The sequence below is a fragment of the Deinococcus grandis genome (assembly GCF_001485435.1).
Taxonomy (GTDB): domain Bacteria; phylum Deinococcota; class Deinococci; order Deinococcales; family Deinococcaceae; genus Deinococcus; species Deinococcus grandis.
On the sequence record NZ_BCMS01000001.1, the window covers coordinates 1,507,706 to 1,534,016 of the forward strand.

Annotated in this window: 30 protein-coding genes; 16 read left to right on the plus strand and 14 right to left on the minus strand. The window is 73.0% G+C overall.

Annotation, left to right across the window (positions count from 1 at the left end; translation table 11 throughout):
* Positions 1 to 16 precede the first annotated feature (16 nt).
* Both DEIGR_RS07460 and DEIGR_RS07465 read right to left on the minus strand, forming a co-directional pair.
* The gene (locus DEIGR_RS07460) at positions 17 to 985 is read right to left on the minus strand and encodes a hypothetical protein (RefSeq protein ID WP_058976399.1); all 969 of its coding nucleotides are present in this window, start codon (positions 983 to 985) and stop codon (positions 17 to 19) included.
* A complete protein-coding gene (locus DEIGR_RS07465) occupies positions 982 to 1,602 on the minus strand; it encodes an ABC transporter ATP-binding protein (protein ID WP_153013669.1) in 621 nt (206 codons plus the stop codon). The genes DEIGR_RS07460 and DEIGR_RS07465 overlap by 4 nt, the downstream gene beginning before the upstream one ends.
* Before the next feature lie 95 nt (positions 1,603 to 1,697).
* Between DEIGR_RS07465 and DEIGR_RS07470 the strand changes: the two genes are divergently transcribed.
* Positions 1,698 to 2,774, plus strand: coding sequence for an endonuclease/exonuclease/phosphatase family protein (locus DEIGR_RS07470; RefSeq protein WP_058976401.1), 1,077 nt, complete (start codon positions 1,698 to 1,700; stop codon positions 2,772 to 2,774).
* A 66-nt stretch (positions 2,775 to 2,840) separates the two neighbouring features.
* Here the strand turns inward: DEIGR_RS07470 and DEIGR_RS07475 are convergent, their stop codons facing one another.
* Positions 2,841 to 3,260, minus strand: coding sequence for a hypothetical protein (locus DEIGR_RS07475; RefSeq protein ID WP_058976402.1), 420 nt, complete (start codon positions 3,258 to 3,260; stop codon positions 2,841 to 2,843).
* An 86-nt stretch (positions 3,261 to 3,346) separates the two neighbouring features.
* Here DEIGR_RS07475 and recO point away from each other — a divergent pair, with 86 nt between their 5' ends.
* Complete coding sequence (gene recO / locus DEIGR_RS07480; protein WP_058976403.1) at positions 3,347 to 4,081, plus strand: DNA repair protein RecO; 735 nt, start codon at positions 3,347 to 3,349, stop codon at positions 4,079 to 4,081.
* A 10-nt stretch (positions 4,082 to 4,091) separates the two neighbouring features.
* On the opposite strand, the gene DEIGR_RS07485 is transcribed toward recO, so the two are convergent.
* Positions 4,092 to 4,805 carry a 16S rRNA (uracil(1498)-N(3))-methyltransferase gene (locus tag DEIGR_RS07485; RefSeq protein WP_058976404.1) on the minus strand — a complete coding sequence of 238 codons (714 nt, stop codon included), beginning with the start codon at positions 4,803 to 4,805 and terminating at the stop codon, positions 4,092 to 4,094.
* Positions 4,802 to 5,614 carry a 50S ribosomal protein L11 methyltransferase gene (locus DEIGR_RS07490; RefSeq protein ID WP_058976405.1) on the minus strand — a complete coding sequence of 271 codons (813 nt, stop codon included), beginning with the start codon at positions 5,612 to 5,614 and terminating at the stop codon, positions 4,802 to 4,804. The genes DEIGR_RS07485 and DEIGR_RS07490 overlap by 4 nt, the downstream gene beginning before the upstream one ends.
* Before the next feature lie 79 nt (positions 5,615 to 5,693).
* Between DEIGR_RS07490 and proC the strand changes: the two genes are divergently transcribed.
* Positions 5,694 to 6,485 (plus strand): pyrroline-5-carboxylate reductase, encoded by a 792-nt coding sequence (gene proC, locus DEIGR_RS07495; RefSeq protein WP_058976406.1) that lies wholly within the window; start codon positions 5,694 to 5,696, stop codon positions 6,483 to 6,485.
* A 104-nt stretch (positions 6,486 to 6,589) separates the two neighbouring features.
* Here the strand turns inward: proC and bshC are convergent, their stop codons facing one another.
* Both bshC and DEIGR_RS07505 read right to left on the minus strand, forming a co-directional pair.
* The gene (gene bshC, locus DEIGR_RS07500) at positions 6,590 to 8,146 is read right to left on the minus strand and encodes a bacillithiol biosynthesis cysteine-adding enzyme BshC (protein ID WP_058976407.1); all 1,557 of its coding nucleotides are present in this window, start codon (positions 8,144 to 8,146) and stop codon (positions 6,590 to 6,592) included.
* A gap of 190 nt (positions 8,147 to 8,336) precedes the next feature.
* Positions 8,337 to 9,011 carry a Crp/Fnr family transcriptional regulator gene (locus DEIGR_RS07505; RefSeq protein ID WP_058976408.1) on the minus strand — a complete coding sequence of 225 codons (675 nt, stop codon included), beginning with the start codon at positions 9,009 to 9,011 and terminating at the stop codon, positions 8,337 to 8,339.
* A gap of 120 nt (positions 9,012 to 9,131) precedes the next feature.
* Here DEIGR_RS07505 and DEIGR_RS07510 point away from each other — a divergent pair, with 120 nt between their 5' ends.
* Positions 9,132 to 9,884 (plus strand): WecB/TagA/CpsF family glycosyltransferase, encoded by a 753-nt coding sequence (locus DEIGR_RS07510; RefSeq protein WP_058976409.1) that lies wholly within the window; start codon positions 9,132 to 9,134, stop codon positions 9,882 to 9,884.
* Between the two features lie 87 nt (positions 9,885 to 9,971).
* On the opposite strand, the gene DEIGR_RS07515 is transcribed toward DEIGR_RS07510, so the two are convergent.
* The 5 genes from DEIGR_RS07515 to deoC all read right to left on the minus strand — a co-directional run bounded on the left by DEIGR_RS07515 (position 9,972) and on the right by deoC (position 14,807).
* Complete coding sequence (locus DEIGR_RS07515; RefSeq protein ID WP_083523965.1) at positions 9,972 to 12,047, minus strand: peptidoglycan D,D-transpeptidase FtsI family protein; 2,076 nt, start codon at positions 12,045 to 12,047, stop codon at positions 9,972 to 9,974.
* Positions 12,044 to 12,580, minus strand: coding sequence for a rod shape-determining protein MreD (gene mreD / locus DEIGR_RS07520; RefSeq protein ID WP_052750980.1), 537 nt, complete (start codon positions 12,578 to 12,580; stop codon positions 12,044 to 12,046). The genes DEIGR_RS07515 and mreD overlap by 4 nt, the downstream gene beginning before the upstream one ends.
* Complete coding sequence (mreC, locus tag DEIGR_RS07525; RefSeq protein WP_058976410.1) at positions 12,577 to 13,359, minus strand: rod shape-determining protein MreC; 783 nt, start codon at positions 13,357 to 13,359, stop codon at positions 12,577 to 12,579. Before mreC ends, mreD begins: the two co-directional genes overlap by 4 nt.
* The gene (locus DEIGR_RS07530) at positions 13,356 to 13,937 is read right to left on the minus strand and encodes a Maf family nucleotide pyrophosphatase (RefSeq protein WP_058978594.1); all 582 of its coding nucleotides are present in this window, start codon (positions 13,935 to 13,937) and stop codon (positions 13,356 to 13,358) included. Before DEIGR_RS07530 ends, mreC begins: the two co-directional genes overlap by 4 nt.
* A 192-nt stretch (positions 13,938 to 14,129) precedes the next feature.
* Positions 14,130 to 14,807, minus strand: coding sequence for a deoxyribose-phosphate aldolase (gene deoC / locus DEIGR_RS07535; protein ID WP_058976411.1), 678 nt, complete (start codon positions 14,805 to 14,807; stop codon positions 14,130 to 14,132).
* Between the two features lie 224 nt (positions 14,808 to 15,031).
* On the opposite strand from deoC, the gene DEIGR_RS07540 reads away from it, so the two are divergent.
* The 9 genes from DEIGR_RS07540 to DEIGR_RS07580 are packed head-to-tail and all read left to right on the plus strand — an operon-like array spanning position 15,032 to position 21,969.
* The gene (locus DEIGR_RS07540) at positions 15,032 to 15,517 is read left to right on the plus strand and encodes a DUF4442 domain-containing protein (protein ID WP_058976412.1); all 486 of its coding nucleotides are present in this window, start codon (positions 15,032 to 15,034) and stop codon (positions 15,515 to 15,517) included.
* 4 nt (positions 15,518 to 15,521) lie between these two features.
* Positions 15,522 to 16,016 (plus strand): AAA family ATPase, encoded by a 495-nt coding sequence (locus DEIGR_RS07545; protein WP_201785749.1) that lies wholly within the window; start codon positions 15,522 to 15,524, stop codon positions 16,014 to 16,016.
* Positions 16,017 to 16,055: 39 nt separating this feature from the next.
* A complete protein-coding gene (gene mce, locus DEIGR_RS07550; RefSeq protein ID WP_058976414.1) occupies positions 16,056 to 16,475 on the plus strand; it encodes a methylmalonyl-CoA epimerase in 420 nt (139 codons plus the stop codon).
* Positions 16,472 to 16,849 (plus strand): VanZ family protein, encoded by a 378-nt coding sequence (locus DEIGR_RS07555; protein WP_058976415.1) that lies wholly within the window; start codon positions 16,472 to 16,474, stop codon positions 16,847 to 16,849. The genes mce and DEIGR_RS07555 overlap by 4 nt, the downstream gene beginning before the upstream one ends.
* Positions 16,850 to 16,903: 54 nt before the next feature.
* Entirely contained in the window at positions 16,904 to 17,848 is a 945-nt protein-coding gene (locus tag DEIGR_RS07560; RefSeq protein WP_058976416.1) for an AAA family ATPase, read from the plus strand.
* On the plus strand, positions 17,848 to 20,730 hold the full coding sequence (locus DEIGR_RS07565; protein ID WP_058976417.1) for a transglutaminaseTgpA domain-containing protein: 2,883 nt from the start codon (positions 17,848 to 17,850) through the stop codon (positions 20,728 to 20,730). The genes DEIGR_RS07560 and DEIGR_RS07565 overlap by 1 nt, the downstream gene beginning before the upstream one ends.
* A 19-nt stretch (positions 20,731 to 20,749) precedes the next feature.
* Complete coding sequence (locus DEIGR_RS07570; protein WP_058976418.1) at positions 20,750 to 21,244, plus strand: hypothetical protein; 495 nt, start codon at positions 20,750 to 20,752, stop codon at positions 21,242 to 21,244.
* Between the two features lie 4 nt (positions 21,245 to 21,248).
* Complete coding sequence (locus tag DEIGR_RS07575) at positions 21,249 to 21,662, plus strand: hypothetical protein (protein WP_058976419.1); 414 nt, start codon at positions 21,249 to 21,251, stop codon at positions 21,660 to 21,662.
* 7 nt (positions 21,663 to 21,669) lie between these two features.
* Entirely contained in the window at positions 21,670 to 21,969 is a 300-nt protein-coding gene (locus DEIGR_RS07580; RefSeq protein ID WP_058976420.1) for a hypothetical protein, read from the plus strand.
* 172 nt (positions 21,970 to 22,141) lie between these two features.
* Here DEIGR_RS07580 and DEIGR_RS07585 read toward each other — a convergent pair whose 3' ends face one another.
* Complete coding sequence (locus DEIGR_RS07585) at positions 22,142 to 22,756, minus strand: pyroglutamyl-peptidase I (RefSeq protein ID WP_058976421.1); 615 nt, start codon at positions 22,754 to 22,756, stop codon at positions 22,142 to 22,144.
* 42 nt (positions 22,757 to 22,798) lie between these two features.
* Here DEIGR_RS07585 and DEIGR_RS07590 point away from each other — a divergent pair, with 42 nt between their 5' ends.
* From DEIGR_RS07590 to pdxH, 3 genes are all read left to right on the plus strand, one after another.
* On the plus strand, positions 22,799 to 23,257 hold the full coding sequence (locus DEIGR_RS07590; RefSeq protein WP_058976422.1) for a hypothetical protein: 459 nt from the start codon (positions 22,799 to 22,801) through the stop codon (positions 23,255 to 23,257).
* A 74-nt stretch (positions 23,258 to 23,331) separates the two neighbouring features.
* On the plus strand, positions 23,332 to 24,168 hold the full coding sequence (locus tag DEIGR_RS07595; RefSeq protein ID WP_058976423.1) for a DNA-formamidopyrimidine glycosylase: 837 nt from the start codon (positions 23,332 to 23,334) through the stop codon (positions 24,166 to 24,168).
* A complete protein-coding gene (gene pdxH, locus DEIGR_RS07600; RefSeq protein WP_058976424.1) occupies positions 24,165 to 24,809 on the plus strand; it encodes a pyridoxamine 5'-phosphate oxidase in 645 nt (214 codons plus the stop codon). Before DEIGR_RS07595 ends, pdxH begins: the two co-directional genes overlap by 4 nt.
* A gap of 5 nt (positions 24,810 to 24,814) precedes the next feature.
* Here pdxH and DEIGR_RS07605 read toward each other — a convergent pair whose 3' ends face one another.
* On the minus strand, positions 24,815 to 26,302 hold the full coding sequence (locus tag DEIGR_RS07605) for an ATP cone domain-containing protein (protein ID WP_058976425.1): 1,488 nt from the start codon (positions 26,300 to 26,302) through the stop codon (positions 24,815 to 24,817).
* Between the last annotated feature and the right edge of the window lie 9 nt (positions 26,303 to 26,311).

The window sequence follows — 26,311 nt, forward strand, 5'->3', positions numbered from 1 at the left end:
GGTGCCCTATACCGAATCAGACCGGTTTCAGTCCGCCCAGCGTCACCCAGCCCAGCGCCAGCAGGGCCAGTCCCGCCACCCCGAAGCCACCCAGCAGCGCCCCGACCACCCCCGGTGCCATCGCCGCCGCGTGCTCCAGCTGCGCCGCCACCGCCGGGTCCCCCACCGACTCGCCCAGCGTCAGCGCTGCCGGGAGGTGCCCCGCCAGCCGCGCCCGGCGGCGCGGCACCGGCGCGAACGGCAGATGAGTCGGCGTCCGCAGACCCAGCGCCGGGACCAGCAGCAGACCCGCCACGACCGGCTGCCCCAGCGCCATCCCTGCCCCGGCCAGCGCCGCGCCCAATACGCCCGCCAGGAGCCGGGAACGACGGCGCGTGAGCTGCAGCGCACCCCGCCACCACGGAGCCCCCAGCGGAGACGCGCGGCGCAGCCTGGGTGCCCAGCGACGCGGCGGCAGCCGCCCATCGGCGTCCACGTCCGGCACGGGCAGCCCGAACCGTTGCGCCCCGGCCCGCACCGCCTCCACCTCCAGCTGCACGAGCAGGCGTGGGGGCAGATCGTCCGCGAGCGTCCGCGCCCAGTGCCACCCGGCCCCCAGCACGACCAGCGCGGCCCCCACCGGCAGCATGACCGGGTGCAGCAGGGCCAGCAGCGGCAGCGCCGCCAGAGCCGTGACTGGCCACCCGGACCGCCCGGCCAGCCGCCGGACATGCTGCACGCCGCGCGGCATCCGGCCACCCGCGCCCAGCCACGGCAGGCTCAGCGCCAGCGGCCACAGCGGCGCACTCCAGGCCAGCAGGACCACACACAGAACCAGGCCGGGCAGCAGGGGCCACACGCTGAGCACCGCCACGCCCGCGCAGCCCAGCAGGAACGCCAGCATCAGCGGCACGCCGCCCAGCCGCCACGCACTCCACGTCCACGCCAGCTCCTGCCGCGCCGACCGCCACCACCAGACCAGCCACGCACGGTCGGCGGGGGTCACGCGGGCTCCAGGGTCACGCGGCGGACCGGCAGCCTCGCGAGTTCCTCGCCGTGAGTCGTGACGATCAGCGCCCCACCCGCCGCCGCCCGCGCCCGGATCGCGTCCAGCAGCGCCACGCGCGAGGTGGTGTCCAGCGTTCCGAACGGTTCGTCCAGCAGCGTCAGCGCGCAGCCCAGCCCCAGCGCGCCGCTCAGCGCGACCTTCTGCCGCGTGCCGCGCGACAGCTCGGCGGGCCACGCGTCCAGCCAGCGCGACAGCCCCAGCGAGTCCGCCAGTGCCAGCAGCGGCGCGGCCGGGCGGGTCCACAGCGCCGCCAGGAACGTCAGGCCCTCCGCGACCGTCAGGTCGTCCGGCAGGGCCGCGTCCGTCGGGACCCACGCCGTGTCCGCCCGCGTGCCCCGCGAACCCGGCGCGCCGCCCAGCACCCGCACCTCGCCGCCCGGTCGCTCCCCGGCCAGGACGTGCAGCAGGGTCGTCTTGCCCGCCCCGTTCGGCCCCCACAGGTGCAGCACCTCGCCGGGCTGCAGATTCAGTTCCGGAACGCGCGCGAGGGGCCGCCCCGCGACCTCCAGCGTGAACGGCGGGGCGGCGAGGATCGGCGGAGCAGCGAGGGACATCGCGTCCAGGTACGCCCCCACGCCGCTGCCCGTTCCAGACGGTACCCCCGGCCGCCTGTTGAACCCGGTGCAGGGTGCCGTATCCTGCTCGCACCATGAACCGAATCCTGACGCGGTGGCTGCCGCGCCTCCTGGCTGGCCTGATCGTCCTCGTTGCCGTCTTGGCGGGCGTCGTGTATGCCCTGACCGACCACCCGAAACCCGAACAGGCCGCCGACCTGACCTGCCCCGCCACGGCCCCCACCCTGAAGGCCGGGCAGGACGTGCGCGTCATGAACTGGAACGTGCAGTACCTCGCCGGGCGCGGGTACGTGTTCTTCTACGACACCCTCGCCGGGGACGGCCCCGACACCCGCCCCAGCCCCCAGAGCATCGCCCGGACCCTGGGGGAGGTCACGCAGGCCATCCGCGAGGAGAACCCCGACCTCGTCCTGCTGCAGGAGGTGGACCGGGACAGCAGGCGCACCGACTACGCCGATCAGCTGGCCCTGATCCAGGCGAAACTGGACGGCGCGTACCCGTGCGCCGCCACCACGTACTACCACCGCGCGACGTTCGTGCCGCACCCCAGCATCATGGGCAGGGTGGGCCTGAGCCTGTCCACGCTCAGCCGGTACCGCATGGACAGCGCCACCCGCTACCAGCTGCCGCGCATCTGCGGGGACCCCGTCACGGTCGCGTTCAACTTCAAACGCGCCGTGCTGGGCGTGACCCTGCCCGTGCAGGGCGGCCAGCCCCTGAGTGTCTTCAACACCCACATGGACGCCTTCGCGCAGGGCTGCGACACCATGCGGAGGCAGGTGGCGTTCATCGGTGACCTGCTCGGCCGCACGAGCGCCCCCTGGGTGATCGGCGGGGACTTCAACCTCCTGGGCACCCGCGCCGCGTACGACCGCCTGCGCGACCGCGAGAAGGCGTACTTCAACCCCGACACCGAACTCGCCCCCCTGACCGCCAAGTACGCGTCGTTCCCCAGCCCCGCCCAGATCGACAGCGGCAACCCCGCGTTCATCACCCACTACCCCAACGACCCCGCCGTCGGCAAACCCGACCGGACCATCGACTACTACTTCTACTCGGCGGGCCTGAACCATGGCGCCGAACGCGTCCGGCAGGACGACCCGAAGATCAGCGACCACTACGCGCTGCTGACCACCCTCACCCTGCCCTGACCGCAGACCAATCAGGGGGGGCGGAGGTCGTGTACACCTCCGCCCCCGCTTTTCAGAGCGCAGCGGTCAGTGGTCGTCCGGACCGACCGGCTCGATGGGGAAGATGCGGTCCGCGAAGGCCTCCAGTCCCCGCGCGCCCGCCCGGCCCTGACACGCCTCCGTGGGCGTGCACAGCGTCACGTACCGCGTCCGGCGCGCCGCGATCGTCACCCGGTACATCAACGCCTCCGAGCGACTGCGGGTGTAGTGGCACAGGTCGCAGTGCAGCGCGTTCCTGCCCTTCTGCTCGATGGGCGTGAACTCCGCCAGCTGATTCCCGTGCACCAGTGCCAGCCGCCCATCCGCGACCGGGTACAGGCCCAGGGTGGGCGGCGCGCCCGAATCCCGCTCGCCGAACAGTTCACGGTGCGTCCCGGGGAACAGTTCCCGCAGCAGATCCTGCACGCTGTGCGCCTGCTCACGGGTCTTGCGGTGCGGATCATTCATGAGAGGCAGTGTAGGGCCACCCGCCGCCCCCGATGGTGGAAAGAGGCACAGCCCCGGCGCGCCCCCCGGCGCTATCCTGGGCACCAGTGAGGTCTCGAACCGCCAACCGCAGTGGCATCGTCATCCGGCGGCGCGTGACGCCCGCCGGGGACATCCTCGTCACCCTGCTGACCCCGCAGGGCAAACTGAAGGCCGTCGCGCGCGGCGGCGTGCGCGGGCCGTTGTCCAGCCGCCTGAACCTCTTCCATCACGTGGGCATGCAGGTGTACCAGGGACCGCAGAACGACCTCGCCAGCGTGCAGCAGGCCGTGCTGGAGGGCGCGCTGCCCACCTTGGCGCAGCCCGAACGGTACGCCTTCGCGCACCTGCTGGCCGAGTTCGCCGAGGCGCTGTACCAGGAAGGGGAATTCAGCGAGCAGGCCTTCGAGCTGTTCGCGGGCGCCCTGCGCGGCGTCGCGCACCAGCCGGACCCGGAATGGGTGGCGCTCGTCATGAGCTACAAACTCCTGGCCCTGGCGGGGTTCATCCCGCAGACGGCCCGCTGCGCCCGCTGCGCGCAGGATCACCCCACGCACCCCGACCCGCTCGGCGGCCAGCTGCTGTGCGGCAGTTGCGCGGCGCTGCCTGCCTACCCGGACCCCAGCCTGGACTTCCTGCGGAACGTCGCCCGCCGCACCGTCCGCGCCAGCATGGACGCCCCCCTGCCCGCCGAGCAGCGCCCCGCGCTGTGGCGCGCCCTGGAACGCTTCGTGACAGTGCAGATCGGCAGCGTCCACTCCTGGCGGCAACTCGTGCCCACCGGCACGGCCCTCAGCGCGTAGGGGAGAGGACCTACAGCCCCAGTGCGGCGATGGCCCCCAGCAGCGCCACGGGGGCCGTCTCCGCGCGGAGGATGCGTGGGCCGAGCGTGACGGCGTGCGCGCCGCCCTGTACGAGCGTCTGCACCTCGGCGTCGGTCAGGCCGCCTTCCGGGCCGGTGATGATCGTGACCGGGGCGTCCCAGGTGACGACGTCGGCCACGCGGACTTTCGAGCCGGGCTGCGCGACGAGCGTCAGGCCCTCCGGCTGGAAGCGGGCCAGCGGCACCGGGGCCAGGACGGGGGGGACGACGGCGCGGCGGGACTGCTTCGCGGCCTCCTGCGCCACGCGGTTCAGGCGCACGAGTTTCTGATCGCCGATCTCGCGGACGTCCGCGCGGGCGGTCACGAGCAGCTGGATCTGCGCGGCGCCCAGTTCGGTCGCGGCGCGCACCACGTCGGACAGCTTGTCGGCCTTCAGCAGCGCCACCGCGACGGTTAGCGGCCAGGGGGTCTCGGCGGCTCCCTCGATGGCGTCGCCCAGGGTCAGCACGGCGCGCACCTCGTTCAGTTCGGCGATCTCGGCCAGGGCTTCCGCGCCGCGCCCGTCGAACACGCGCACGGTGTCGCCCGCGTTCAGGCGCAGGACGTGCAGGTGCCGCGCCTCGCCCGGCCCGAGCGTCATGGTGTCCGTCAGGGCGTCCACCCGCAGGCGGTGCCGGGGCAGCCTCGCAGGGGCGTCCGTCATTCGCCCGCGCGGGCGGTCACGAGCGCCCACTCGCCATCCGTGCGGACCTGCACGTCCGTGAACCCCTCGCGGTCCAGCGCGCCTTGCACCAGCGGCAGCTTCCCGGTCAGGATGCCGGTCAGGATCAGTGGTCCGCCGGGGCGCAGGTGTCCCACGTACGCCCCGACCAGCAGGTCGTGCAGTTCCGCGTACAGGTTCGCCACGAGCACGTCGAACACGCCGTCCGCGACCACGTCACCCGGCAGGTCGTCGCCCAGCGTCCCCACCATGAACGCCGTCCGGCCTTCCGGCACCGCGTTGTCCCGCGCGTTCTCCTCGGCAATCGGGATCGTGATCGGGTCGATATCCACGCCCAGCGCGTACTCCGCGCCCAGCAGCGCGCCCGCGATCGCCAGCACGCCACTCCCGGTCCCGACGTCCAGGATGGTCTGCCCGTCCAGGTTCAGGTCCGATAGGGCCTCCACCGCCATGCGGGTCGTCGCGTGGTGCCCCGTCCCGAAGGCCATCCCCGGCTCGATGACCAGTCCCACCTGCGTGGCTGGAATCTCGGCGCGCAGCCACGGCGGCACGATCGTCACGCGGCCCGCCTGCACCGGGCGCAGGTTCGCCTTGAACTCCGCCAGCCAGTCCTGATCCGCCTCCTGCCGCCACTCGCCGTCCCGGATCGCCTCGGGCAGCTCGGTCTCCTCGTCGAAGTACGCGCGGATCAGCCCGGCACGTTCCTCCAGACCGGTCGCCCCGGCCTCCCACAGCAGGTCGAGGTGATCCTCGCGCGTCTCGAACGTTCCCGGAAGGTGATACACCAGCATCCCTCCAGTGTACCCGCGTCGTCCGCACGTCTGCACGCCGGGCACGCCCCGCGCGGGAGCCGCACCTATACTGGCGCGCATGAAGCTCGCGATCGTCGGCGTCGGCAAACTCGGACTGGCCCTGCTGGAGGGCGTCACCGCCCAGGGCGTCCTGCCCCCCGCAGAGATCGGCCTGCTCGACGCGAACGCCGCCCGCGCGCAGGACATCGCCGCCCGCACCGGCGCCCGCGTCATCACCCAGGCGGACCTGGGCCGCGCCGAACGCATCCTGATCAGCCTGCAACCCCGCGTGTTCCCCGAGGCCGCCGAGTGGCTCGCGCAACCGAGCGCCGGGTACATCAGCACCATGGCCGGCGTGCCCGTCTCGGCCCTCACGCGCCGCCTGGGCACCAAGCGCGTCGTGCGGGTCATGCCGAACCTCGCCGCGACCATCGGGCACAGCCAGACCGCCGTCACCGGCCCCAAAGAGGCCGGGGACGCCGGGGACCTCGCCTTCGCGCACCAGATCTTCGACGCGGTCGGCGACGCCTACGACCTCCCCGAACACCTGTTCAACGCCTTCACCGGCATGAGCGCCAGCGGCCCCGCCTACGTCGCCGTCGTCGCCGAGGCCCTCGCGGACGGCGGCGTCCGCATGGGCCTCCCGCGCCCCCTGGCGAACGAACTCGCCGCGAAACTCCTGATCGCCACCGGCGAACTCGTCCAGCGCCGCGCCCACCCCGCCCTCCTCAAGGACGAGGTCGCCAGCCCCGGCGGCACCACCATCGCCGGTCTGGCCGCCCTCGAAGCCGCCGGGGTGCGCGGCGGCCTCATCGAAGCGGTCGTGCAGGCCACCCGGCGCGGCACCGAACTCGGCAAAGACCAGGACTGAACACTGCTGTCAAAAGGGTCTAAGCGTCTAAGAGTCAAAGGGTCTAAGTGGATGGCCTCCCTTAGACCCTTCGACGGTTAGACTCTCGACCCCTTTCGAACCCGTCAGGGAATGTCGAGTTCGCCCTGCCATCCGGCGGGGAGGTTCAGGAGTTGCTTCAGGGGCGTGTCGCCGTGTTTGAGGAGGTACGTGAGGAAGTTCATCTCGCGTTCCTGTGGCGTGCCGTTGGGGAGGAGGTGGGCTTTCAGGCGGGTGAGCTGGCCGCTGCGGTCGTTCTCGGCGCGGGCGAGGGCCTGCGTGGCGAGGCGTTGCAGGTGCGCGACGCGGGCGACGGTGCGGGTGCGGGTGCGCGCGGCGGCGCCGATGAGGGTGGGGTCGAGGTCGGCGATCTCGGCGGTGAGGGCGTCCAGGCGGGTCCTCAGGTCGTCCAGTCGCTCGGTGGTGACGGCTCCGGCGTGGCGTTCGGCGGCCAGGGCGCGGCCCAGCACGCCGTCGGGGTCCGCCTGGACCTGCGCGGCGGTGGCGTTCAGCCGTTTCAGCAGGCGCGTGACGTTCGGTTCGCGCCACGTGACGCTCAGGCGGGGCCACAGCATCGGCTGACGCAGGCCGTGCAGGGGGTACACGTCCCGGAGTTGCGCGCCGTACGCGATCTCGCCGGGGCCGACGACGAACGCCAGGGTGGGCAGCAGGGCATCCTGCACGGCGGGTCTCAGGCCAGCAGCGGGCGTCAGGCGGGTGGGGTCGGCATCCAGCAGTGCCAGGAGCTCGGCGCGGGTGTAGCGCCGTGTGGCCGTGACGAACGCCTGCCCGTCCACGCGCAGCAGGCGGCGCTGCCCGTCGTCCTCCTCGATGAAGAGGTTCGTGGCGCCGTCCGGGCGGCGCAGCTGCGGCTCGAACCCGTCCGCGATCATCCGCGCGGCCGCCGCCTCGATGGCCCGTGAGGACGCCAGCGGGTCGCCCAGTTCCCGCGCGAGAGTCGGGGCCATCAATCGCGCCAGCGCCGGGTGCATCGGGTCGAGGACCAGCAGGCCCGCGCCACCCAGCAGCCCGTGGATCAGGCGGGCGAACACGTCGGCGTAGCTGCCGCCCGCCTGCGCGGCCCGGTCGAAGCGGGCGCGGACAGCGGCGACGTGCTCGGCGGGCGCGTCGCAGGCGTCCAGCAGCGCGTGCACCTGCACCGTCCACTCGGGCTGCCAGGGCACGCGGCCCACCGGGACGCCCTCGGGGACGTCCAGGGTCAGGCGGTGCAGACGCTCGCTGGCGTCCAGCAGGGACGTGCTCGCCACCTCGGCGGCGTCGTGGTCCTGGCTGGCGATCCAGTACACCGCGACGACCGGGGCTTCGTCGGTGTCCAGTTGCCGCGCCAGCAGGGCCGCGTCCGCGCCCTTGTGCACCGAGTAGGCCGGGCCGGTCAGGGCGCCCGCCTGCTGTCCGGTGACGACCACGCGGGACGCCGGGTGCGCCAGCCGGGTCAGCCCCGCCTCCACGGTGGGGGTCAGGGTGCCCAGGTCGCGGTGGTAGGCGCGCAGCGCGTCCGCGAGGGCCACGCGGTCGATGTCGGGCCGGGATTCGGCCTGCGCGGTCTCCAGCGCTCCTGCGGGCAGGCGCACGTAGTCCAGCAGCCCACCGTTCCTGTATTCCGCCCCTGCGTTTCGCGCCATTCGTCTTCCTTCCCGGTGCCTGCCGCCCCAGGGGCTGCCCGGCCCGATGCCGACCGGTTCATGGTCGGCGTGCCCACCCGTTCTCGCTGAGAATCGGGCGCGGCACTGCAACGGGTGTCACACTACACCAGAACCTAAAGCGGAGGGGTGCCGCGCGGCCCGCGCCAGACGGAGCGAGCAGCACTCGGAATCAGCGCAGCGGTTCCTGCGTCGCCCGCTCCAGCCCCGCGCGGTCCGTCAGGATGATCCGCCGGTACCCCAGGTCCAGCAGGCCCCGCGACCGGAAATCCCCCAGCAGCTTCGTGATCGTCTCCCGCGTGCTGCCCACCACGTGCGCCAGATCCTGGTGCGACACCCGGTCCCGCAGCGCCAGCGACCCACCCTCCGGCCAGGGGCCCTCGCGCTCGGCGAGGTTCAGCAGGGCCAGCGCCAGCCGCTGCGACACCTCCAGGAACACCAGCCCCGACAGGCGTTCCTGCACGCCGCGCGTCTGCCGGGTGATCTGCTCGGTCAGGGCGACCGCCACCGCCGGTTGCGCCTGCGTCAGGCGGCCCAGCACGTCCCGGCCCAGCAGCAGCGCCTCGGCGTCGTCCATCGCCTCGGCGTACATGCCGCACTGCTCGCCCGGCAGCAGCGCCGCCGCGCACAGCAGCGCCCCGGCGCCGTGCACGTCCAGCGTCACCTCGCGCGCGCCCGTCCCCAGGCGGTACAGCCGCACAGAGCCGCGCAGCAGCACGAACAGCGCCTCGGCCGGGTCCTCCGGGTGGAACAGCAGTTCACCGCGGCCCCAGCGTCCCACGCGCCCCGAGGCCGTCACCTGCGCCTGCACGTCCGCAGGAAGGGCACCGAAAGCACCGGGTAACATGCCACGCAGTATGCCCCACACGGGCCCGATCCGCGCAAGCCCCCGCCCGGCGCGCCCGGAGGGGCCACACCCTTCGGTGGACGCGCCGCCCGGCGGGCGTGCATTACAATCCACGCCAGCATGACCATCCCCACCCCACGCCAGCGTCTCACGCTGTTCGACCTGCCGCTGGACGTCGTGACGCTCGACGAGACCCTGGACCGCCTGGGCGACTGGATCTTCCACCAGCCGCGCGCGCCGCACACGGTCGTGACCCTGAACCCCGAGTTCATCGTGCAGTCCCGCACCCAGCCGGACTTCGTGAACGCCATGCAGGTCGCGGACCTGATCACCGCCGACGGGGTCGGCATCGTCTGGGCCGCGCGGCAGCTCACGGGCACCGAGGTCCCCCGCGCGCCCGGCTTCGACATCGTGCAGGGCCTGATGCAGCGCCACGGCGCAGACCTGCGCGTGTTCTTCCTGGGCGCCAAACCCGGCGTGGCCGAGATCGCCGCGCAGAACGCCGCGCGTGACTACGGCATTCAGGTCGCGGGCATCCACCACGGGTACTTCGACCTGCCCGAGGATCAGCGCGTCGCGGAACTCGTGCGCGACAGCGGCGCCGACCTCGTACTGACCGCCATGGGCGCCGGGCGTCAGGAGACCTTCAACCAGTACTGGCGGCAGGTCATGAACGTCCCCGTCACGATCGGCTGCGGCGGCGTGATCGACGTGCTCGCCGGGAATGCCGACCTCGCGCCAGCCTGGACGCGCCGACTGGGTGTCGAGTGGATCTGGCGCGTCGGCCTGGACCGCACACGCTGGAACCGCGCGCCCCGCCTCGCGCAGTTCGTGCGGATGGTCCGCGCCGAGAAGAACCGCACCGCGAGGTAAACCCGGGCCGGTGCAGGGCCTACAGGAGAGGGGGAGGTCCATGGGGTTCGCCCCCGCACCTCCCCCTCCTGTCGTCCCGCCGCCCCGTCAGGGCGTCTGCACGCCCGGCGTGGCCTTCGCGGCGCTGGCCTTCGCCCGCTCGGCGCGGGTCTTGTACACCTGATGCATCTGCTCCAGTTCCCCGGTGCAGGGCTGCTGCTGCGCCAGCGGCAGCGCGCTGAGCTTCTCGTCCAGCGTCACGCACCAGCGCGCCGCGAACATCCGCTTCACGGCCCGCAGCGCCGGACCCGAACCTTCCCCGCCGAACTGGAAGAACGCCACCACCGCGAAGGTCGGCGTGCCGTCCTTCCCGATCGGCCCGTACCCCTCGTACCACGCGTGCGTGTACGCGTACCCCTGCCGGGAACTCGTGCCGTTCTCGGCCGTGCCGGTCTTCCCGGCCGTCCGCACCGGGAAGCGGTCCGGGCCGATCTCATGCTGCGCGGTGCCGTACCGGGTTCCGGCGGTCGTGCCGCTCATGCCTTCCTGCACGAACTTGAAGGCGTCCACCTTGCCGTCGTACACGACGCTCGTGGCGGGCTTGAGCGGCTCGCGCTGCCCGGCGACGCTGCGCAGCACCGTCAGGGGCCGCTGCTGCCCGTCGTTCACGATGGTGCTCATCACCCACGCGACCTGCGCGGGCGTCACCTGCACGCTGCCCTGCCCGATACTCATGTTCAGCGCGAAGCCCGGGTACCACGGGTCCTGCGGCGCGGCGTAGTCATCCGGGCCGCGCATCTCGCCCAGTTTCTCCCCGACGATCTCCAGCCCGGTAGGCCGCAGGTACCCCAGTTCCTTCATGCGCTGCACCAGCGTCCGCCCGTACCGTTCCGGACCGGCCGACGCCGCCGAGTGGTAATACCACGGGTTGCACGAGTACGAGATCGCCAGTTTCCCGTCCACCACGCCCAGCGGGTACCCCGCCCAGTTCTTGCGCGGCGCCCGCCCGAAGTAATACACCGGGTTGCACGGCAACGAGAAGTTCCCCCAGCGTTCCTCCTGCATGAGCGTCGTGGCGATCTTGAACACACTGCCCGGCGCGTACGCCTGCACCGCCCGGTTCGCCGTCACGGCGTCCAGTTCCGCCAGCGGCCGGTTCGGGTCGATCGCCCAGTTCTTCGCCTTCGGGTCCGGGCTCGGCACGCGCGAGAACCAGTTCGGGTCGTACGTCGGGGCGCTCGCCAGGGCCAGCACCTCGTTCGTGCGGGGATCCAGCGCGATCACCGCGCCCCGCGCGTACGGTTCGGGCGCCTTGCCGTGCTTCGCGCGCCCCCTGTTCACGTCCGCCAGACCCTCGCGCAGCGCCGTCTCGGCCGTGCGCTGCAGCAGCGAATCGATGGACAGCGTCACGTCCTTGCCCTTCACGCCCGGATCGATCACCCGTTCCGTCTGCGGCTTCCCGGCGGCCGTGACCTCCCGGCGGCGCAGGCCGTTCTTGCCTTCCAGCGTCCGCTGCAGGCTGTACTCCAGGCCCGAACGGCCCACGAGGTCCCCCTGCGTGTACCCGTCCTCCTTCACCTGCGATTCGGACGCCTCCTGCACGTACCCCAGGAGGTGCGCGGCCATCTTGCCCTGCGGGTACACCCGCTCGACCCGCTCGCGCAGCTCCAGGCTGGGCACGAGCACCGTGTACTCGTACAGCGCCGCCAGCCGCTCCTGCGGGATGTTCCGCGCCAGGACCGTCGCCGGTTCCCGCTCGTAATCCGGTTCGCGCGGCTGGCCGTTCACCAGCACGTCGCCCCCAATGCCCGCGAGGTACACGATCTTGTCCCACCCGGGAATGGGCGTCTCCCGGTCCGATTTCCGCAGGCGCCCGGTGTACACCAGGTCCACCGCCAGCCGGTTCGTGGCGAGCAGCACGCCGTCCCGCGTGCGGATCTCGCCGCGCAGGGCGCGCAGCACCTCGTCCCGCTGGTAGTTACTGGCCGAACGCACCGCGAACTGATCGTGCAGCGACACCTGCAGGTAGTACAGGCGCGCGCCCAGCAGCGCCAGCGCCACGCTGAACCCCAGCGCGATCTTCTGCACCCGCGTGCCGCCCGCCACGCGCGGCGCGGTCAGACCCGCCCCCGCGCGGCGCCGCAACCGGTCCCGCCGGTCCCAGACCCGGTCGGCGCGACTCACGCGAGCTGCTCCTCGACCGTCACGCGCGGCCCGAACGTCCACGCCAGCAGCCGCTCCCACAGCGGGAACAGCAGGAACGTCCCCACGAACACCAGCGGCGGCGTGACCGCCAGCATCTGCGGCGTCACCAGCGGCTCACGCAGCCAGTACGTCAGGAACAGGAACACCAGCCACTGCCCCGCCACGCCCAGCAGCACGCCCAGCAGCGCCTGCACCAGCCCCGCGTCCGACAGGTACCGCCGCGCCCACACCACCAGCAGCGCCGCGCCCGCCAGGCCCGCGGCGTGCAGGCCCAGCGTCCCGCCGCCCAGCACGTCCTGCGTGAATCCCAGCCCGTACGCGGCGAGCAGCGCCGACACCGGCGACAGGCGCGCCGCCAGTCCCACGGCCGTCAACAGGAACAGGTCCGGGGTGGGCACCCCCACCGCGTCCGACAGGCGCGCCAACAGCCCCTGCGCGAGCAGCAGCAGCAGCAGGTACACCACCAGCCGCGCCCAGCGCACCGACCCGCGCCCAGTCACCGGACGGATCACAGGCCCTCCAGGATCGTCACGTCTTCCACCACGCCCACGTCCACGGCGGGCTTCACGATCACCGTGCGGCTGATGTCATTCGGTCCCATCGGCAGCACCTCCTCCACGCGCCCCACCGGAATGCCCACCGGGAACACGCCCCCCTGACTGTTCGTCACGAGCACGTCCCCCACCCGGATCGGCACGCCCCGCGAGAACTCCGCCCGCAGGCGGTCCGGCGGCGTGCCGTGCGCCACGCCACGCCCACCCCGGTTGCCCTGCAACGTCACGCCCACGACACTCTCGGGGTCCACGAGCGCCAGCACCGTGGACTGCCCCGGCGCGACACTCACCACCTGACCCACCAGCCCCGCCGGGACCGTCACGGGCATGTGCACTCGCACGCCGTCCCGCGCGCCACGGTTCAGGTCCAGCCGCGCCTGCAGCGGACTGGGGTCCACGCCGATCACCTGCGCGATCGCCAGCGCGTTCGGCGCCTGCGTCGTCGTGATGACCAGCACCTGCTTCAGGCGCCCCACCTCACGCGACAGCAGCTCGGTGCGCTGCTTCAGGAGGTCATTCTCCTTCTGCAGCTCCTTCACCTGCGCCGACTGGTCCCGGTCCTGCATGAGCGTCACGTACGCGCGGCGCACGTTGTCCGCCGCCGTCACCGACAGGCGCGTGACCGGCGCCACCCCGGCCCGCAGCGCCGCCGGGGCCGCCACCTGAAAGCGCGTCAGGACCATGCTGAGAAACAACAGGCCCGCGAACACCGCCAGGATCAACCGCCAGCCCTTCACTCGGCCCCGGCCCCCAGCGTGCCCCACACGGGCACCCCCGCCCCGCGCAGCAGGCGCGTCACGACACTCAGCGGGAAGCCCACCACGTTCGAGTACTCACCCTCCAGCCGCTCCACGAGCGCCATGCCCAGCCCCTGGATGCCGTACCCGCCCGCCTTGTCCAGCCCCTCGCCGGACGCCGCGTAGAACGCGATCTCGTCGGGCAGCAGGGCGCGGAACGTGACCGCCGTGCGCGCCACCTCCACCACCTCCGACCCGCCCGACAGCACCGCGACGCCCGTATACACCTCGTGCGTGCGGCCCGACAGGCGACGCAGGAACACCTCGTTCTCCTGCGCGGACTCCGGCTTGCCCAGCAACTCCGCGCCCGCCGCGACCACGGTATCCGCCGCGATCACCACAGACCCCTGCGCCATGCGCGCCACCGCGCGGCCCTTCAGCAGCGCCAGTTCCGCCGCCAGCCGCGCCGGGTCCGCCTCACGGCTGTCCTCCGGCTCACCACTGACCTGCACGGTGAACGGCACGCCGAGCCCGGCCAGCAGTTCCCGCCGACGCGGACTGCCCGACGCGAGCACCACCGGCACGCCCGGCGTGCCAGTTTCAACGGGGTCGGAGTCCGTCTGTTCCGTGACCACCTCAGAACGGCCCTGAGGTGCCCACTCCACGCCCGGCCCCCGACTGTCTCCCACTCGCTCTGCGGCGCAGCTCTGTGAGTCCGCTCGGATTGAACGGGGCTGCGCCCCATCCAATCGGAGTGCTTCTTCACTCACTCAGTACCCCTCGCCCATCCGCTCGCCCGCCACCAGTGCCACGCCGCCCGACGTACCCAGGCGCGTCGCCCCGGCCTCGATCATGGCCCGCGCGTCATCCGGCGTGCGCACGCCACCCGCCGCCTTGATCTGCACGCGCTCCTGCGCGCCCAGACCCGCGATCACCTCGGCCATCAGACGCACGTCGTCCAGCGTCGCGCCGCCCGTGCCGAAGCCCGTGCTCGTCTTCACGAAGTCCGCCCCGGCCCGCACCACCGCCGCCGTCGCCTCCCGCTTCTGCTCATCGGTCAGGAAGCACGTCTCGATGATCACCTTCAGCGCGGCGTCCGGAATCGCACGGCGCACCGCGCGCACATCCGCCTCCACCGCGTCCCACTCGTTCGCCAGCGCCGCGCCGATGTGAATCACCATATCCACCTCGTCCGCACCCGCCTCCACACTCAGGCGGGCCTCCACGGCCTTCTGCTCGCTACTGACCGCACCCAGCGGGAACCCACACACGGTCGCCACCTTCACGTCCGAACCCGCCAGCTCCGCCTTCGCCAGCGGGATGAACACCGGGTTCAGGCACACCGCAAAGAACGAATGTTCACGCGCCTCAGCGCACAATTTCACGATGTCCGCGCGGGTGGCGGTGGGCTTCAGGAGGGTATGGTCAATGAACGAAGACAGCTTCACGCCCCCCAGAATACCCCCCCCAGCCTAAGAAAGATTGACCCGAAAGGAGGAGAGGAAACAGACGTGAGGCGGTCCTGCTCAGCGGTCTTTCCCGCAGAGTGACGGGGCTGTACCGGGGCGGTGCTTAGGTGAACCGCGTGGTGAGGCGGGGGCGCTGTGGGGTCTTCTCCGCTTATACTTGAACTCAGTTCAATTTCCGAGTTCTCTCCCTGGAGGTTTCACCCATGACCCAAGCTGCCACCCTGCCCGCTTTCGCCGTCGCCGCCGTCAAGAAGGCCCTGCACGACATTCCCATGAACGCCACGGTCGGCGTGCAGATCACGGACGTGGGGGTGGGCTGGGCGACCGGTGAGGCGCCGGATACCGCGCCGTTCCGCAATCACCTGGGCACCATTCACGCGGGCGTGCAGTTCCTGCTGGCCGAGGCGGTGAGTGGCGCGGCGTTCGCGGGGGCGTTCGCGGCGCAGCTCTCGGGCGCGGTGCCGCTGATCGAGAAGCTGGAGACGCACTACGTGAACCGCGCCGTGGGTGACCTGACCGCGCGGGCCGAGGTGGCGGACCCGGCGCAGATCGCGGTGGCCCACGCGGAGTTCGCGGCGGACGGTCGCGCGCGCCTGGTCATCAACGTGACCGTGCAGGACGGCGAGGGGAAGGACGTGATGCGCGCCGTCGCCCACTGGTACCTGCGCGCCCGCCCGCAGGCGAAGTAACGGCGTGGCGGCGGTCCTCCTGACGGGGATGTCCGGTGCGGGCAAGAGCGCCACGCTGCTGGAACTCGCCCGGCGGGGCGTCCGCGTGGTGGACACGGACGCCGACGAGTGGAACGAGTGGGTGCAGGCGGCGGACGGCCCGGACTGGGTGTGGCGGCTGGATCGCCTGCACGCGCTGCTGGACGAGGTGGGCTCCGCGCCGCTGGTGCTGGCGGGCTGCCGGAGTAACCAGGGGGCGCTGTACCCGCGCCTCCGGGCGGTGGTGCTGCTGACGGCGCCGCTGCCGGTGTTGCTGGCTCGGGTGCAGGACCGGGCGAACCCGTACGGCCACACAGTGGAGGACCGGGCGCGGATCGCGGAACACGTGGCGTGGGTCGAGCCGCTGCTGCGCCGGTCTGCGACCCTGGTGCTGGATACGGCGCAGCTGTCCGTGGCGCAGGTGGCCGATCAGGTCGAGGCGCTCCTGAACGGGGCCGGTGCCGGGGCACCGCTGGGCTGAGGTTGCCGCTGGGCCGGTCCGGTGCTCTACGCTGCACGCATGACTGTGTTGCTGCTGGATCACGTGGCGATCGCGACTCCTGATCTGGAGGCGGGTTCGGCGCCGTACGTGGCGCTGGGCCTGCACCCGGAGGGGCCGGATGAGGTGGTGGAGGGTCAGGGCGTGCGCGTCCGGGCGTTCCAGGTGGGGGAGACCCTGATCGAGCTGTTGATGCCCACGCGGGAGGACAGTCCTGTCGCGGGGTTCCTGGCGCGCAGGGGGCCGGGGCTGCATCACACGGCGTACCGCGTGGCGGACCTGGACGCCGAGATGGCCCGCCTGCGTGCGGAGGGGGCGCGCTTCCTGAGCGAAACTCCTGCGCCGGGCCGGGCGGGGTCGCGCGTGGCGTTCCTTCACCCGAAGTGGGGCGAGGGGACCCTGATCGAACTCGTGGAGCACATGCCGGGCGGGCACGCTTGAGCGTCCGCCGTGCGAGGCCGCTGTGGTGGGTGCCGTCCCTGGCGATCATGGGGGTGATCTGGTGGCTGAGCAGCGCGCCGCACACGCCGGGGCCTTCCCTGGAGCACCCGAAGGACTGGCTCGCGCATTTCCTGGCGTACCTGTCGCTGGCGTTCAGTCTGGGCCGCGCGACAGGACGGCGGGGGCTGGCACTGGTGATCGCGGCGTGGTTCGGCGCGCTGGACGAGGTGCATCAGGCGTTCGTGCCGCCGCGCGAGGCGGGCGTGCAGGACTGGCTGTTCGACGTGGCGGGCGCGTACGTGGGCGTGCGGCTCGCGGTGCGCAGGCCCGCCGCGCGGGCGCCCGAGGCGCAGGGCGTGGTTCATCCGGCCTGAACCTCGCATGGCGCGTCGCAGTTCTGTCAGACGGGCTCGGGTAGGCTCGCGGGCATGACCGCACCGACCCTCCCGCCCGCGCAGGCCAGCCACGTGGCGGCGCTGCACGCGGCCCTCACGCAACTGGACGGGGTGATCCTCGGGAAGGGCCCGCAGATCCGGCTGGCCGTCGCGTGCCTGCTCGCGCGTGGGCACCTGCTCATCGAGGACCAGCCCGGTGTCGGTAAGACGACCCTGGCGCAGGCCCTGGCGCGCACCTGCGGCCTGCACTTCCGCCGCGTGCAGTTCACGGCGGACCTCCTCCCGGCGGACCTGACGGGCGTGAGCGTCTGGGACGCGTCCAGCAGCGCGTTCCGGTTCGTGGAGGGGCCGGTGTTCAGCGAGCTGCTCCTCGCGGACGAGATCAACCGTGCCACGCCCCGCACGCAGGGCGCCCTGCTGGAATCCATGGAGGAACGGCAGGTCTCGGAGGGCGGCGTGACCCGGCCCCTCCCGGAGCCGTTCTTCGTGATCGCCACGCAGAACCCGGCGGCGTTCGTGGGTACCAGCCCCCTGCCCGAAGCGCAGCTGGACCGCTTCCTGATGACCGTCACGCTGGGCTACCCGGACGTGCGCGCCGAACGGCAACTGCTGGAAACCGGGGGGCGCAGTCTGTCCGTCCGCGAACTGCCGGCCGTGCTGAACGCGGGCATGCTGATCGCCATGCAGGCCGAGGTGGACGCCGTGCACGTCGCCGGACCGCTGCTGGACTACCTGCAGCTGCTGGCCCGCGCGACCCGTGAGCACCCGGGCCTGACGACCGGCCTCAGCCCGCGCGGACTGCTGGCGCTGCTGGCAGGCGCGCGCGCCTGGGCGTACCTGCACGGGCGCAGCATGGTCCTGCCGGAGGACGTGCAGGCGGTGTTCGCGCCGCTGGCCACGCACCGCCTCACTGCCCGCGCGGGCGTGAGCGTCCCCGACGTGATCGGGCGCCTGCTGCGCGAGACGCCCATTCCCTGATGACCTGCCCGGACCGACCGCCAGCCGGGACGGTGACGCTGCGCGCGTGGCCGACGGGCTTCGGCGCGGCGTTCCTCGCGCTGATCGTCCTGACGCTGATCGGCTGCGTGAACTACGCCCTGAGCCTCGGGTACGGCCTGACGTTCCTGCTGGGCGGCGTGTGGGTGCTCGCGGCGGGGCAGGCGCTGCGCGCGGCGCGGGACCTGACGGCCGGGGTGCAGGCGCGCGGGCCGGTCCGGGCGGGCACGCCGCTGCCCGTACAGGTGCAGGCGCGCGGCGGGCGCGGCGGCGTGCTGCGCGTCGCCCTGCACGCCCCCTTCGACGTGGTGAGCGGCAGCGTGACGCTGGAGGACGGAGCAGGCACCCTCGACCTGGCCGTCCCCACCGCCGCGCGCGGCCCGCTGGAAGTCCGCGTGACGCTGCGCGCCCTGGACCGCCTGGGTCTGTGGCAGGTGCGCCTGCCCGACCCGGACCCCGTAACGGTCCTGATTCACCCCCGCGCGGAGGAGGGCGCGCCGCCCCCACCCACCCGGAGCGTGCCGGGCAGCGGCGAGGGTGCGGGCCGCGCGCCCGGCGACGAGGAATTCGCGGGCCTGCGCCCCTACCAGACCGGCGACTCGCCCCGGCAGGTGTCGTGGCGGCACGTGGCGCGCACCGGGCAGCTCCTGACCCGCGAGACCGACGCCGCGCAGGGCCGCGCCCGGCGCCTGGACTGGCAGGACGCGCCCGGTGACCCGGAGGCCCGCGCCGCGCGCCTGACCGCCTGGGTGGACGCCCTGCACGCCCGCGCAGACAGCTACGCCCTGCACCTCCCGGGCGAGGTGGTCGCGCCGGGCAGCGGCGAGCCACAGCGGCAGGCGGCCCTGAACGCCCTGGCCCTGCACGACCCGCCCACCCTGGCCAGCCTCGCGCCCCCGGCCCGGAACCGTCCCGGCGCCCGACCGGCGCCGCTGCCGGGCGAGGCCCTCACGTGGACGCTGCTGGCCCTGGCCGTCACCCTGGCCCCCGGGGTGCTGCGCCAGCCGTGGTGGCTGAGCCTGCTGATCGCCGCGCTGCTGGGCCACTCGCTGCTGCGCGCGCGCCGCGACGCGATCCGGCCCCTGCCGACGTGGCTGCTGGCGCTGCTGGCCGTGGCGGGCGGCGCGGCCCTGAATGCCACGTACGGCACGCTGCTGGGCCGCGACGCGGGCACCGCGTTCCTGGCGATGCTCGCCGCCCTGAAAACCGCCGAGAGTCACGCCCGGCGGGATCAGGCGGTCCTGACGCTGCTGGGCCTGTTCGTCACGAGCACCGCCTTCTTCTTCAGCCAGGGGCCCCTGACCGCGCTGTACGCCGTCCTGAGCGCGGCGCTGCTCCTGACGGCCGCCACCACGCGCCTGGGCACCCCGCCGCCCCTGACTCGCGCCAGCCTGACCGGACGGCTGAGCCGCACCGTGCGCGTCCTGACCCTGAGCGCACCGCTGACGCTGGCGCTGTTCGTGCTCGTGCCCCGCCCGGACGGCCCGCTGTGGCAGCTGCCGGTGCAGGGCCAGAACCTGACCGGCCTGGGCTCGGAGGTCAGCGCCGGGTCCTTCACGAACCTCGCGCAGAACCCGGCGGTGGCGTTCCGCGCGGACTTCCGCGGCGCGGTCCCCCCGCCAGCCGAGCGGTACTGGCGCGGCCCGGTCCTGGAAGCCTTCGACGGCCTGAAATGGCAGCAGGTGCGCGGCAACGTCCCCACCCCCAGCGTCGAGGCGACCGGCGCGCCCCTCACGTACGACCTCACGCTGGAACCCAGCGGCACGCCCTGGCTGCTGGCCCTGGAGACCGTGGTGCGGGTCCCGCAGGGAGCGTTCATCACGAGCGCGGTGCAGGCGTTCACGCCCCGCCCGGTCGCCACGCGCCGCCGCGTGACGCTGGTCAGCCAGCCCGCACTGGTGGGCCGCCAGGAGAACGGGGACCGCCTGCGCTTCGACACGCTGCTCCCGCAGGGGCAGAATCCCCGCACGCTGGCCCTGGCGCAGCAGTGGGCGGGCCTGCCCCCGGCGCGGCGCGTGCAGGCCGCACTGGACCACCTGAAGACCGGCGGCTTCACGTACACCCTGAACCCCCCGCTACTGCCCGAGGAGAACCGCACGGACGCGTTCCTGTTCGGCAGCCGCCAGGGCTTCTGCGAGCACTACGCCAGCGCCTTCGCGGTCCTGATGCGTGCCGCCGGACTGAGCGCCCGCGTGGTCACCGGGTACCTGGGCGGCGAACTGAACCCCGACGGGAACTACCTGATCGTCCGCCAGCAGGACGCCCACGCCTGGACCGAGGTGTGGCTGCCCGGCCAGGGCTGGGTACGGGTGGACCCGACCGCCGTGATCGCCCCGGCGCGCGTGAACGCCGACCTGCGCACCGCCCTGACGCAACCCGCGGCCAGCGCCGCCCTGCCCCGGACCGGCCTGGACCGCCTGCGCCTGCGCCTGGACAGCTGGCAGAACCGCTGGAACGCCGTGGTCGTCGAGTACGACGGCGAGCAGCAGACGGCCCTGCTGACCCGGCTGGGCGTGACCGGCGGCGCGCAGGCCCTCTGGTGGCTGCTGCTGCCCGCCCTGGCCGTCACGCTGCTGCCCGCGTACGCCTGGACGCGCCGCGCCGCCCGGCCCGCCGACCCCGCGCAGCGCCTGTGGCACGACCTGACCCGCACGGTGGGCGCCCCGCAGCACCCCGGCGAGACGCCCGGCACGTACGCGCAGCGGCAGGCGGGTGCCCACCCGCACCTCGCGGACGCGCTGCGGGGCGCCGCGCACGCCTACCAGCAGGCCCGCTACGCGCCGGGCCCGCCGGACGCCGCGCTGCGCGACCTGCGCGCCGCCGTGCGGCAGGTGCGGAGCCTGCGTCACCGTGCCCGCCGCTGACGTCGCGTAGCATGGGGGCGTGAACGTGCTGAAAGCTGTCCTGTCCGCCATCGCTGGCCTCGCCGCCACCCTGATCGCCTACAGCGCCTTCTTTGTCCGCGGCGACCTGGGCGGCGTCATGGGCTACCTGCGGGCCCGCGGCGCCCTGCGGCGACTGCGCGAGGACGGCACGCCCGAGCAGATCAGCGCGGCGCAGGCCCAGCTGCACGCGCTGGGGCAGCAGGTGGGCGACCCGGCCTTCGCGGGCCAGATGATCCCGCTGGCGCTGCTGACCGGCGCGCTCGTGGCCGGACTGGTCTGGTGGGCCTTCACGCGCCGTCAGCAGGGCGCGCCCCGCCTGGACATCCAGGAGCGCATGGTCTACCGCCTCGCGCACCGGCTGGGTGGGCGATTCACGCTGGACGACCTGAGCGCCCGCAGCCCCCTGACCGAGGAGCAGGCCCGCGCCGCCACCACCCGTCTGCTGGACCTGGGCCGCCTGACCCGCGACGGCGACACCTTCCGGCTGAGCTGACGTGATGGACACCGACCCCACCCTGAGCGCGCTGCTCCGCCGCGTGAACCACGACCCCGCGCAGGGCCTCCAGGCGGCCCTGGACGCCGTGTCCGGCCAGCCGCACCCGCGCGTCGCCGCCATCGCCGCGCACCTGAGCGCCACCAAGCGCGACCTCTGGACCCGCATCGCCCACGCGACCGGCACGCCCACCCCACCCGAGGGCGCGGGCCTGCACACCCTCCTGAGCTGGGAGGAGGAGGCCTGCGCCGCCCTGACCGCCGCGCAACTGGACGTCACCGTCCCCCCGACCGACCCGGCCAGCGCCGGGGGCGAACCCCCCATGACCGTCGCCGCACTGCTGCGCCTGAACGCTGCGCTGACCACGGGCCGCGCTGCGCAGATCCGCCGCCTCGCGGCGCAGCCCCGGATCGCCTGAGGCTGGTATGCCCCAGGAACGGCCCTTCCTGACCGACCCGGCCTCCGAGGGAACACGCGGCAGCGGCCCGGTCCCCGACGCGCTGTTCGACCTGGCTGTCAACCGCGCCGCCGCCGCCCTGCGCGGCCTGCGACCCGCCCGCCCCGAATCGGCGCTGGCCGCGTGGCACGCCCGCACCCGCTTTGCCCGCCGCGTGCCGCTGGACGCCGTTCAGGCCGCCCTCTCCGGACAGCCGCAGGGCGGCGAGTGGCACTGGGCGGGCGGCCCCGCCGGAGGCTGGCAGCCGGGCCGCGCGCCCTTTCCCTGAAGCTCCCTCTGATACGAGATTAAAAGGATTCGCCTCCTACGTGCTCGCGTTCCATTTTTCCCTCTCCCCCTGTGCGAGAGGGAAGGAGGAGTGAAGCGACGGAAGGGTGAGGGGGCCACCGGGTGACGCTGTCTGGTTGGGAATCAATGGAGTACCGTCTGATCAGCGCGCGTTACCAGATGGCGGCGCGGGCGGCTACCTCGACTGCGCGCGTGAGTTCCTCCTGCGGCAGGTAGGGCACGGGCTTCGGCTCGGCTAAGGCCACCTCCGCGTTCGCAGGCAGGTGCAGGAACCCGCACGGCACGTCCTCACGGCCTGCCGCGTGCAGGGCGTGCAGCGCGTGGAACATCACCGTGTTGCACACGAACGTCCCGGCCGTGTCGCTGATGCCGCCCGGAATGCCCGCGTCCCGCCACGCGCGCAGCGTGGCCCGCAGCGGCAGGGTGCTCAGGTACGCCGCCGGGGCGTCCGGGAGCACCGGCACGTCGTGGTACTGACGCCCGGCGTTGTCCGGGATGCGGTAATCCATGACGTTCACCGCGACCCGCTCCAGCGTCACCTGTGGCCGCCCGCTCGCCAGTCCGGTCAGGAGGACCGCGTCCGGCGTCAGCCCGTCCAGCAGGGCGTCCAGCCGCTCACGGGCCGCGGCGGGCTCCACGGGGAGCAGCGCGCCCTCGATCACGGAGCCGCCCAGCGTGCGGCCGTGCAGCGCCTGCGCCGCGACGGCGCTGGGGTTCACGGGATGCGTGTGGAAGGGCTCGAAGCCGGTCAGCAGCAGGGTGGGCATCTTCGGCAGCGTAGCGCGCCGCCCACCCTGTACGCTGCGGGTATGCGCCGCCTTGTCCTGACCGCCCTGCTGGCCCTCACCCCGACCGCCCTGGCCGCCACGCAGTACGCCGTGCTGAAGGCCGTGACCGTGCAGGGCAGCGTCGCCACCCTGACCCTGGACTACGTGGACGTGTACGGCGACACCGACGCGGACGCCCGCCGGGTGGTCGCGCTGGGCGACTACCCCAGCGCCCAGGCGTACTTCGACGCGAACCCCAGCGGGATGTACCTGCGCAACGTCAACCCGAAGCTGCGCACCCTGAAGACCGACGCGAGGACCACCTTCGACCTGTCCTGCCTGAACCGCCCCGGCGGCGTGATGACCGTCCCGCTCGTGACCTTCGTGTCCGCCTGGAAGGGGTACCACCCGCAGGGCTGCTGGCCGTTCAGCGAGAAGGTCGTCGCGCTGCAGCTGAGCGGCAACCGCGTGCTGAAGGTCGAGCAGGTGTACTTCCCCTGAGGATGGCAGATGGCGGCGCATCCTGAAACGAACGCCGCAGTCTGGGGAGCGGGCGGCGCCTATGCTGCGGTGGTATGCCTGAACTGCCGGAAGTGGAGACCACCCGCCGCAAGATCGAGCCGCTGCTGCTGGGCCGCACGATCCTGGAGGTGCAGCACGACGCGCCCCACAAGTACCGCGACACGCACCTCGCCGCCGGACGCCGCGTGACCGGCCTGTCCCGGCGCGGGAAGTACCTGATGCTTCACCTCGCCGCTGCGGAGGCCGCCACCGATTCGCCGCACGATCTGGAATTCATCGTGCACCTGGGCATGACCGGCGGGTTCCGGCTGGAGGGCGGCAAGCACACCCGCGTGACCCTGCGCACCGACGCGGGCGACCTGTACTTCGACGATCCGCGCCGCTTCGGGAAGATGGCAGTCGTGCGGCCCGGCGAGTACGCGGGTATGCCCACCCTGGCCGCCATGGGCCCCGAACCCCTCTCGGCCGACTTCCGGGAGGAGGACTTCGCCGCGATGGCCGCGCAGGCGGGCGCCGTGAAACCCTGGCTGCTGTCGCAGAAACCGGTCAGCGGCGTGGGCAACATCTACGCCGACGAGAGCCTCTGGATGGCCGGCCTGCACCCCACCCAGACCCGCCTGACCCGCGAGGAAGCCGGGCGGCTGTACCACGCGGTCCGCGATGTGATGGGCCGCGCTGTCGAGGCGGGCGGCAGCAGTCTCGGCAAGGGGGAGGGTAACTACCGCCAGCACGACGGTCTGTCCGGCCTGTTCCAGCACGCGCACAACGTGTACGGCAAGGGCGGCGAACCCTGCCCCCGCTGCGGCACCCCCATCGAGAAGAGCGTCGTCGCGCAGCGCGGCACCCACCACTGCCCGCAGTGCCAGCCGCTGCGCCGGGAGACCGTATGACCGACCTGACCGGACTGCGCCTGTCCTACACCCGCGCCGAGCTGCGCCGCGCCGACCTGAACCCCGATCCGCTGGCGCAGTTCCAGGGGTGGTTGCAGGAGGCCATCAACGCGGATCTGCGGGAACCGTACGCGCTGAGTCTCGCCACCGCCGACGGGCAGGGGCGGCCCAGCGTGCGGACCGTGCTGCTGCGCGGCGCGACCGCGGCGGGCCTGACGTTCTACACCAACTACGACTCGCACAAGGGCCGCGACCTGAGCGCCAACCCGCAGGCGGAACTGCTGTTCCACTGGCCGGAACTGGAACGGCAGGTGCGCGCATTCGGCCCGGTGACCCGCGTCCCGGACGCCGAGAGCGACGCGTACTTCCACGCCCGCCCGCGCGAATCTCAGCTGGCCGCGCACGCCAGCGACCCGCAGAGCGCCCCCACCCCCGGCCGGGAGGCGCTGGAGGCGACCTTCGCGGCGCTGCACGGCCGCTTCCCGGAAGGAAGCGAGGTGCCCCGCCCGGCCTTCTGGGGTGGCTTCCGCGTGCAGGTGCACGAGTGGGAGTTCTGGCAGGGCCGCGCCAACCGCATGCACGACCGCTTCACGTACACCCGCCGCGGCGAGGACTGGCAGATTCAGCGCCTGATGCCGTAACCGAGTCAGCTGCCGCCGAAGGTCAAGTCCGCGTGGTCCTCGCCCAGCAGCGCGCGGCGTTCCTCGGGCGTCAGGGCGACCAGCACGCGCCGCAGCACCATGTCCACCGCCTGCTCGGCGCTCTCGTCCAGCGTCAGGCCGTCCAGCATCGGCACCTCGTACTGGTGGGCCAGCGCCTCGAGTTCGTCCTGCATGGCGCGGATCTCACGGAAGTAGCCCATGTAGCGGTGCAGGGGGCGGCTGGCGGCGGTTTCCGTGTCGCGGCTCTCGAAGTGGCGGCGGTGCTCGTCCGCGTCGGGTAGCGTGACCAGCAGCGGCACCACGATCGCGCCCGCGTAGGAATCCGCGCGGATGTACCCGGGGACCAGATGCACGCCCTCCAGGACCAAGCTGCTGCCCTCCTGCACGCTGCGCTGCACGACGGCGCTCAGGCCCACGCTGACCTGCTGCACCTGATCCCGGAAACCCGCGATCAGCGAGGGCCGGTCCGGATGCTCGGGGCGGGGCGCGCCGGGTGGCAGCAGCGCCTCCCAGGCGTTGAAGGTGCTGGCGTGCAGCGTAGGCAGCAGCGCGGGGGAGACCATGGCGCGCATGACCTCCCGGATGGAATCGGTGCTCACCACCCGCGCGATGCCCAGGCGGTAGGCGATCTCGGCGGCCAGGAAGCTCTTGCCAGTGCCGCTCACGCCGCCCAGCAGCACGATCACCGGGCGCGGCGGACGGCGGATCACGCGCAGCAGGCGGTACCGCGCGCTGACGTCCGGGCCGACCTCGTCACGCAGCAGCGCCTCGACCTTCTGGCGGATCTCGTGCCGGGGAATCACGCGGTCGTCACGGCCCCGCAGGTCCCGCTGGGTCACGCGGGCCACCTTGCGCGCCACGTCCGGCGTGACGCCCGCCGCGAGCATGCTCTGCACCAGGATGCCCTTGCTGAACGGGCTGGGCACGCTGCTGCCCTCGCCCAGCACGCCCAGCTTCCCGCGGTTGTGCCGCAGGTAGCGGTAGGTCAGGCGCAGGTGCTCGCCGTAGCGTTCGGCCAGCGCGGCCTCGGTGCGGTTGTCGATCTCCTCGGCGCTCAGGCTGGTCACGCCCTGCTGGCGCAGCCGCACGTCCACGACGCTGGCGGTCGCGTAGGCGTCCTTGCCGGACAGGCCCGCGTCCTCCAGCGTGCGGGCCAGCACCCCCCGGCTGAACGGCAGGTCGCCCTTCTTGGCGGTCACGAAGATGTCCTGGAAGGCGGGCGTCTGCGCCTGCGCCGCCTGCGCGATCTCGTCCCCGGCCACGTCGCGGGCCACCTCGACCATCAGGGCCTTGAGTTCCGCCGGGCTGACCACGGTGCGCCGCGCCAGCCGCAGCTGCTGCTCCACGCGGCGGGACACGGCGGACGCCACCGGCGCGCTGGCCCCGGCATTCACCAGGGACTCGACCAGCAGGCCGCGACTGAACGGGAAGGTGGTGCGGGCCGACCCCACCCGCAGTTCCGGGTGCGTCATGCCCGCACC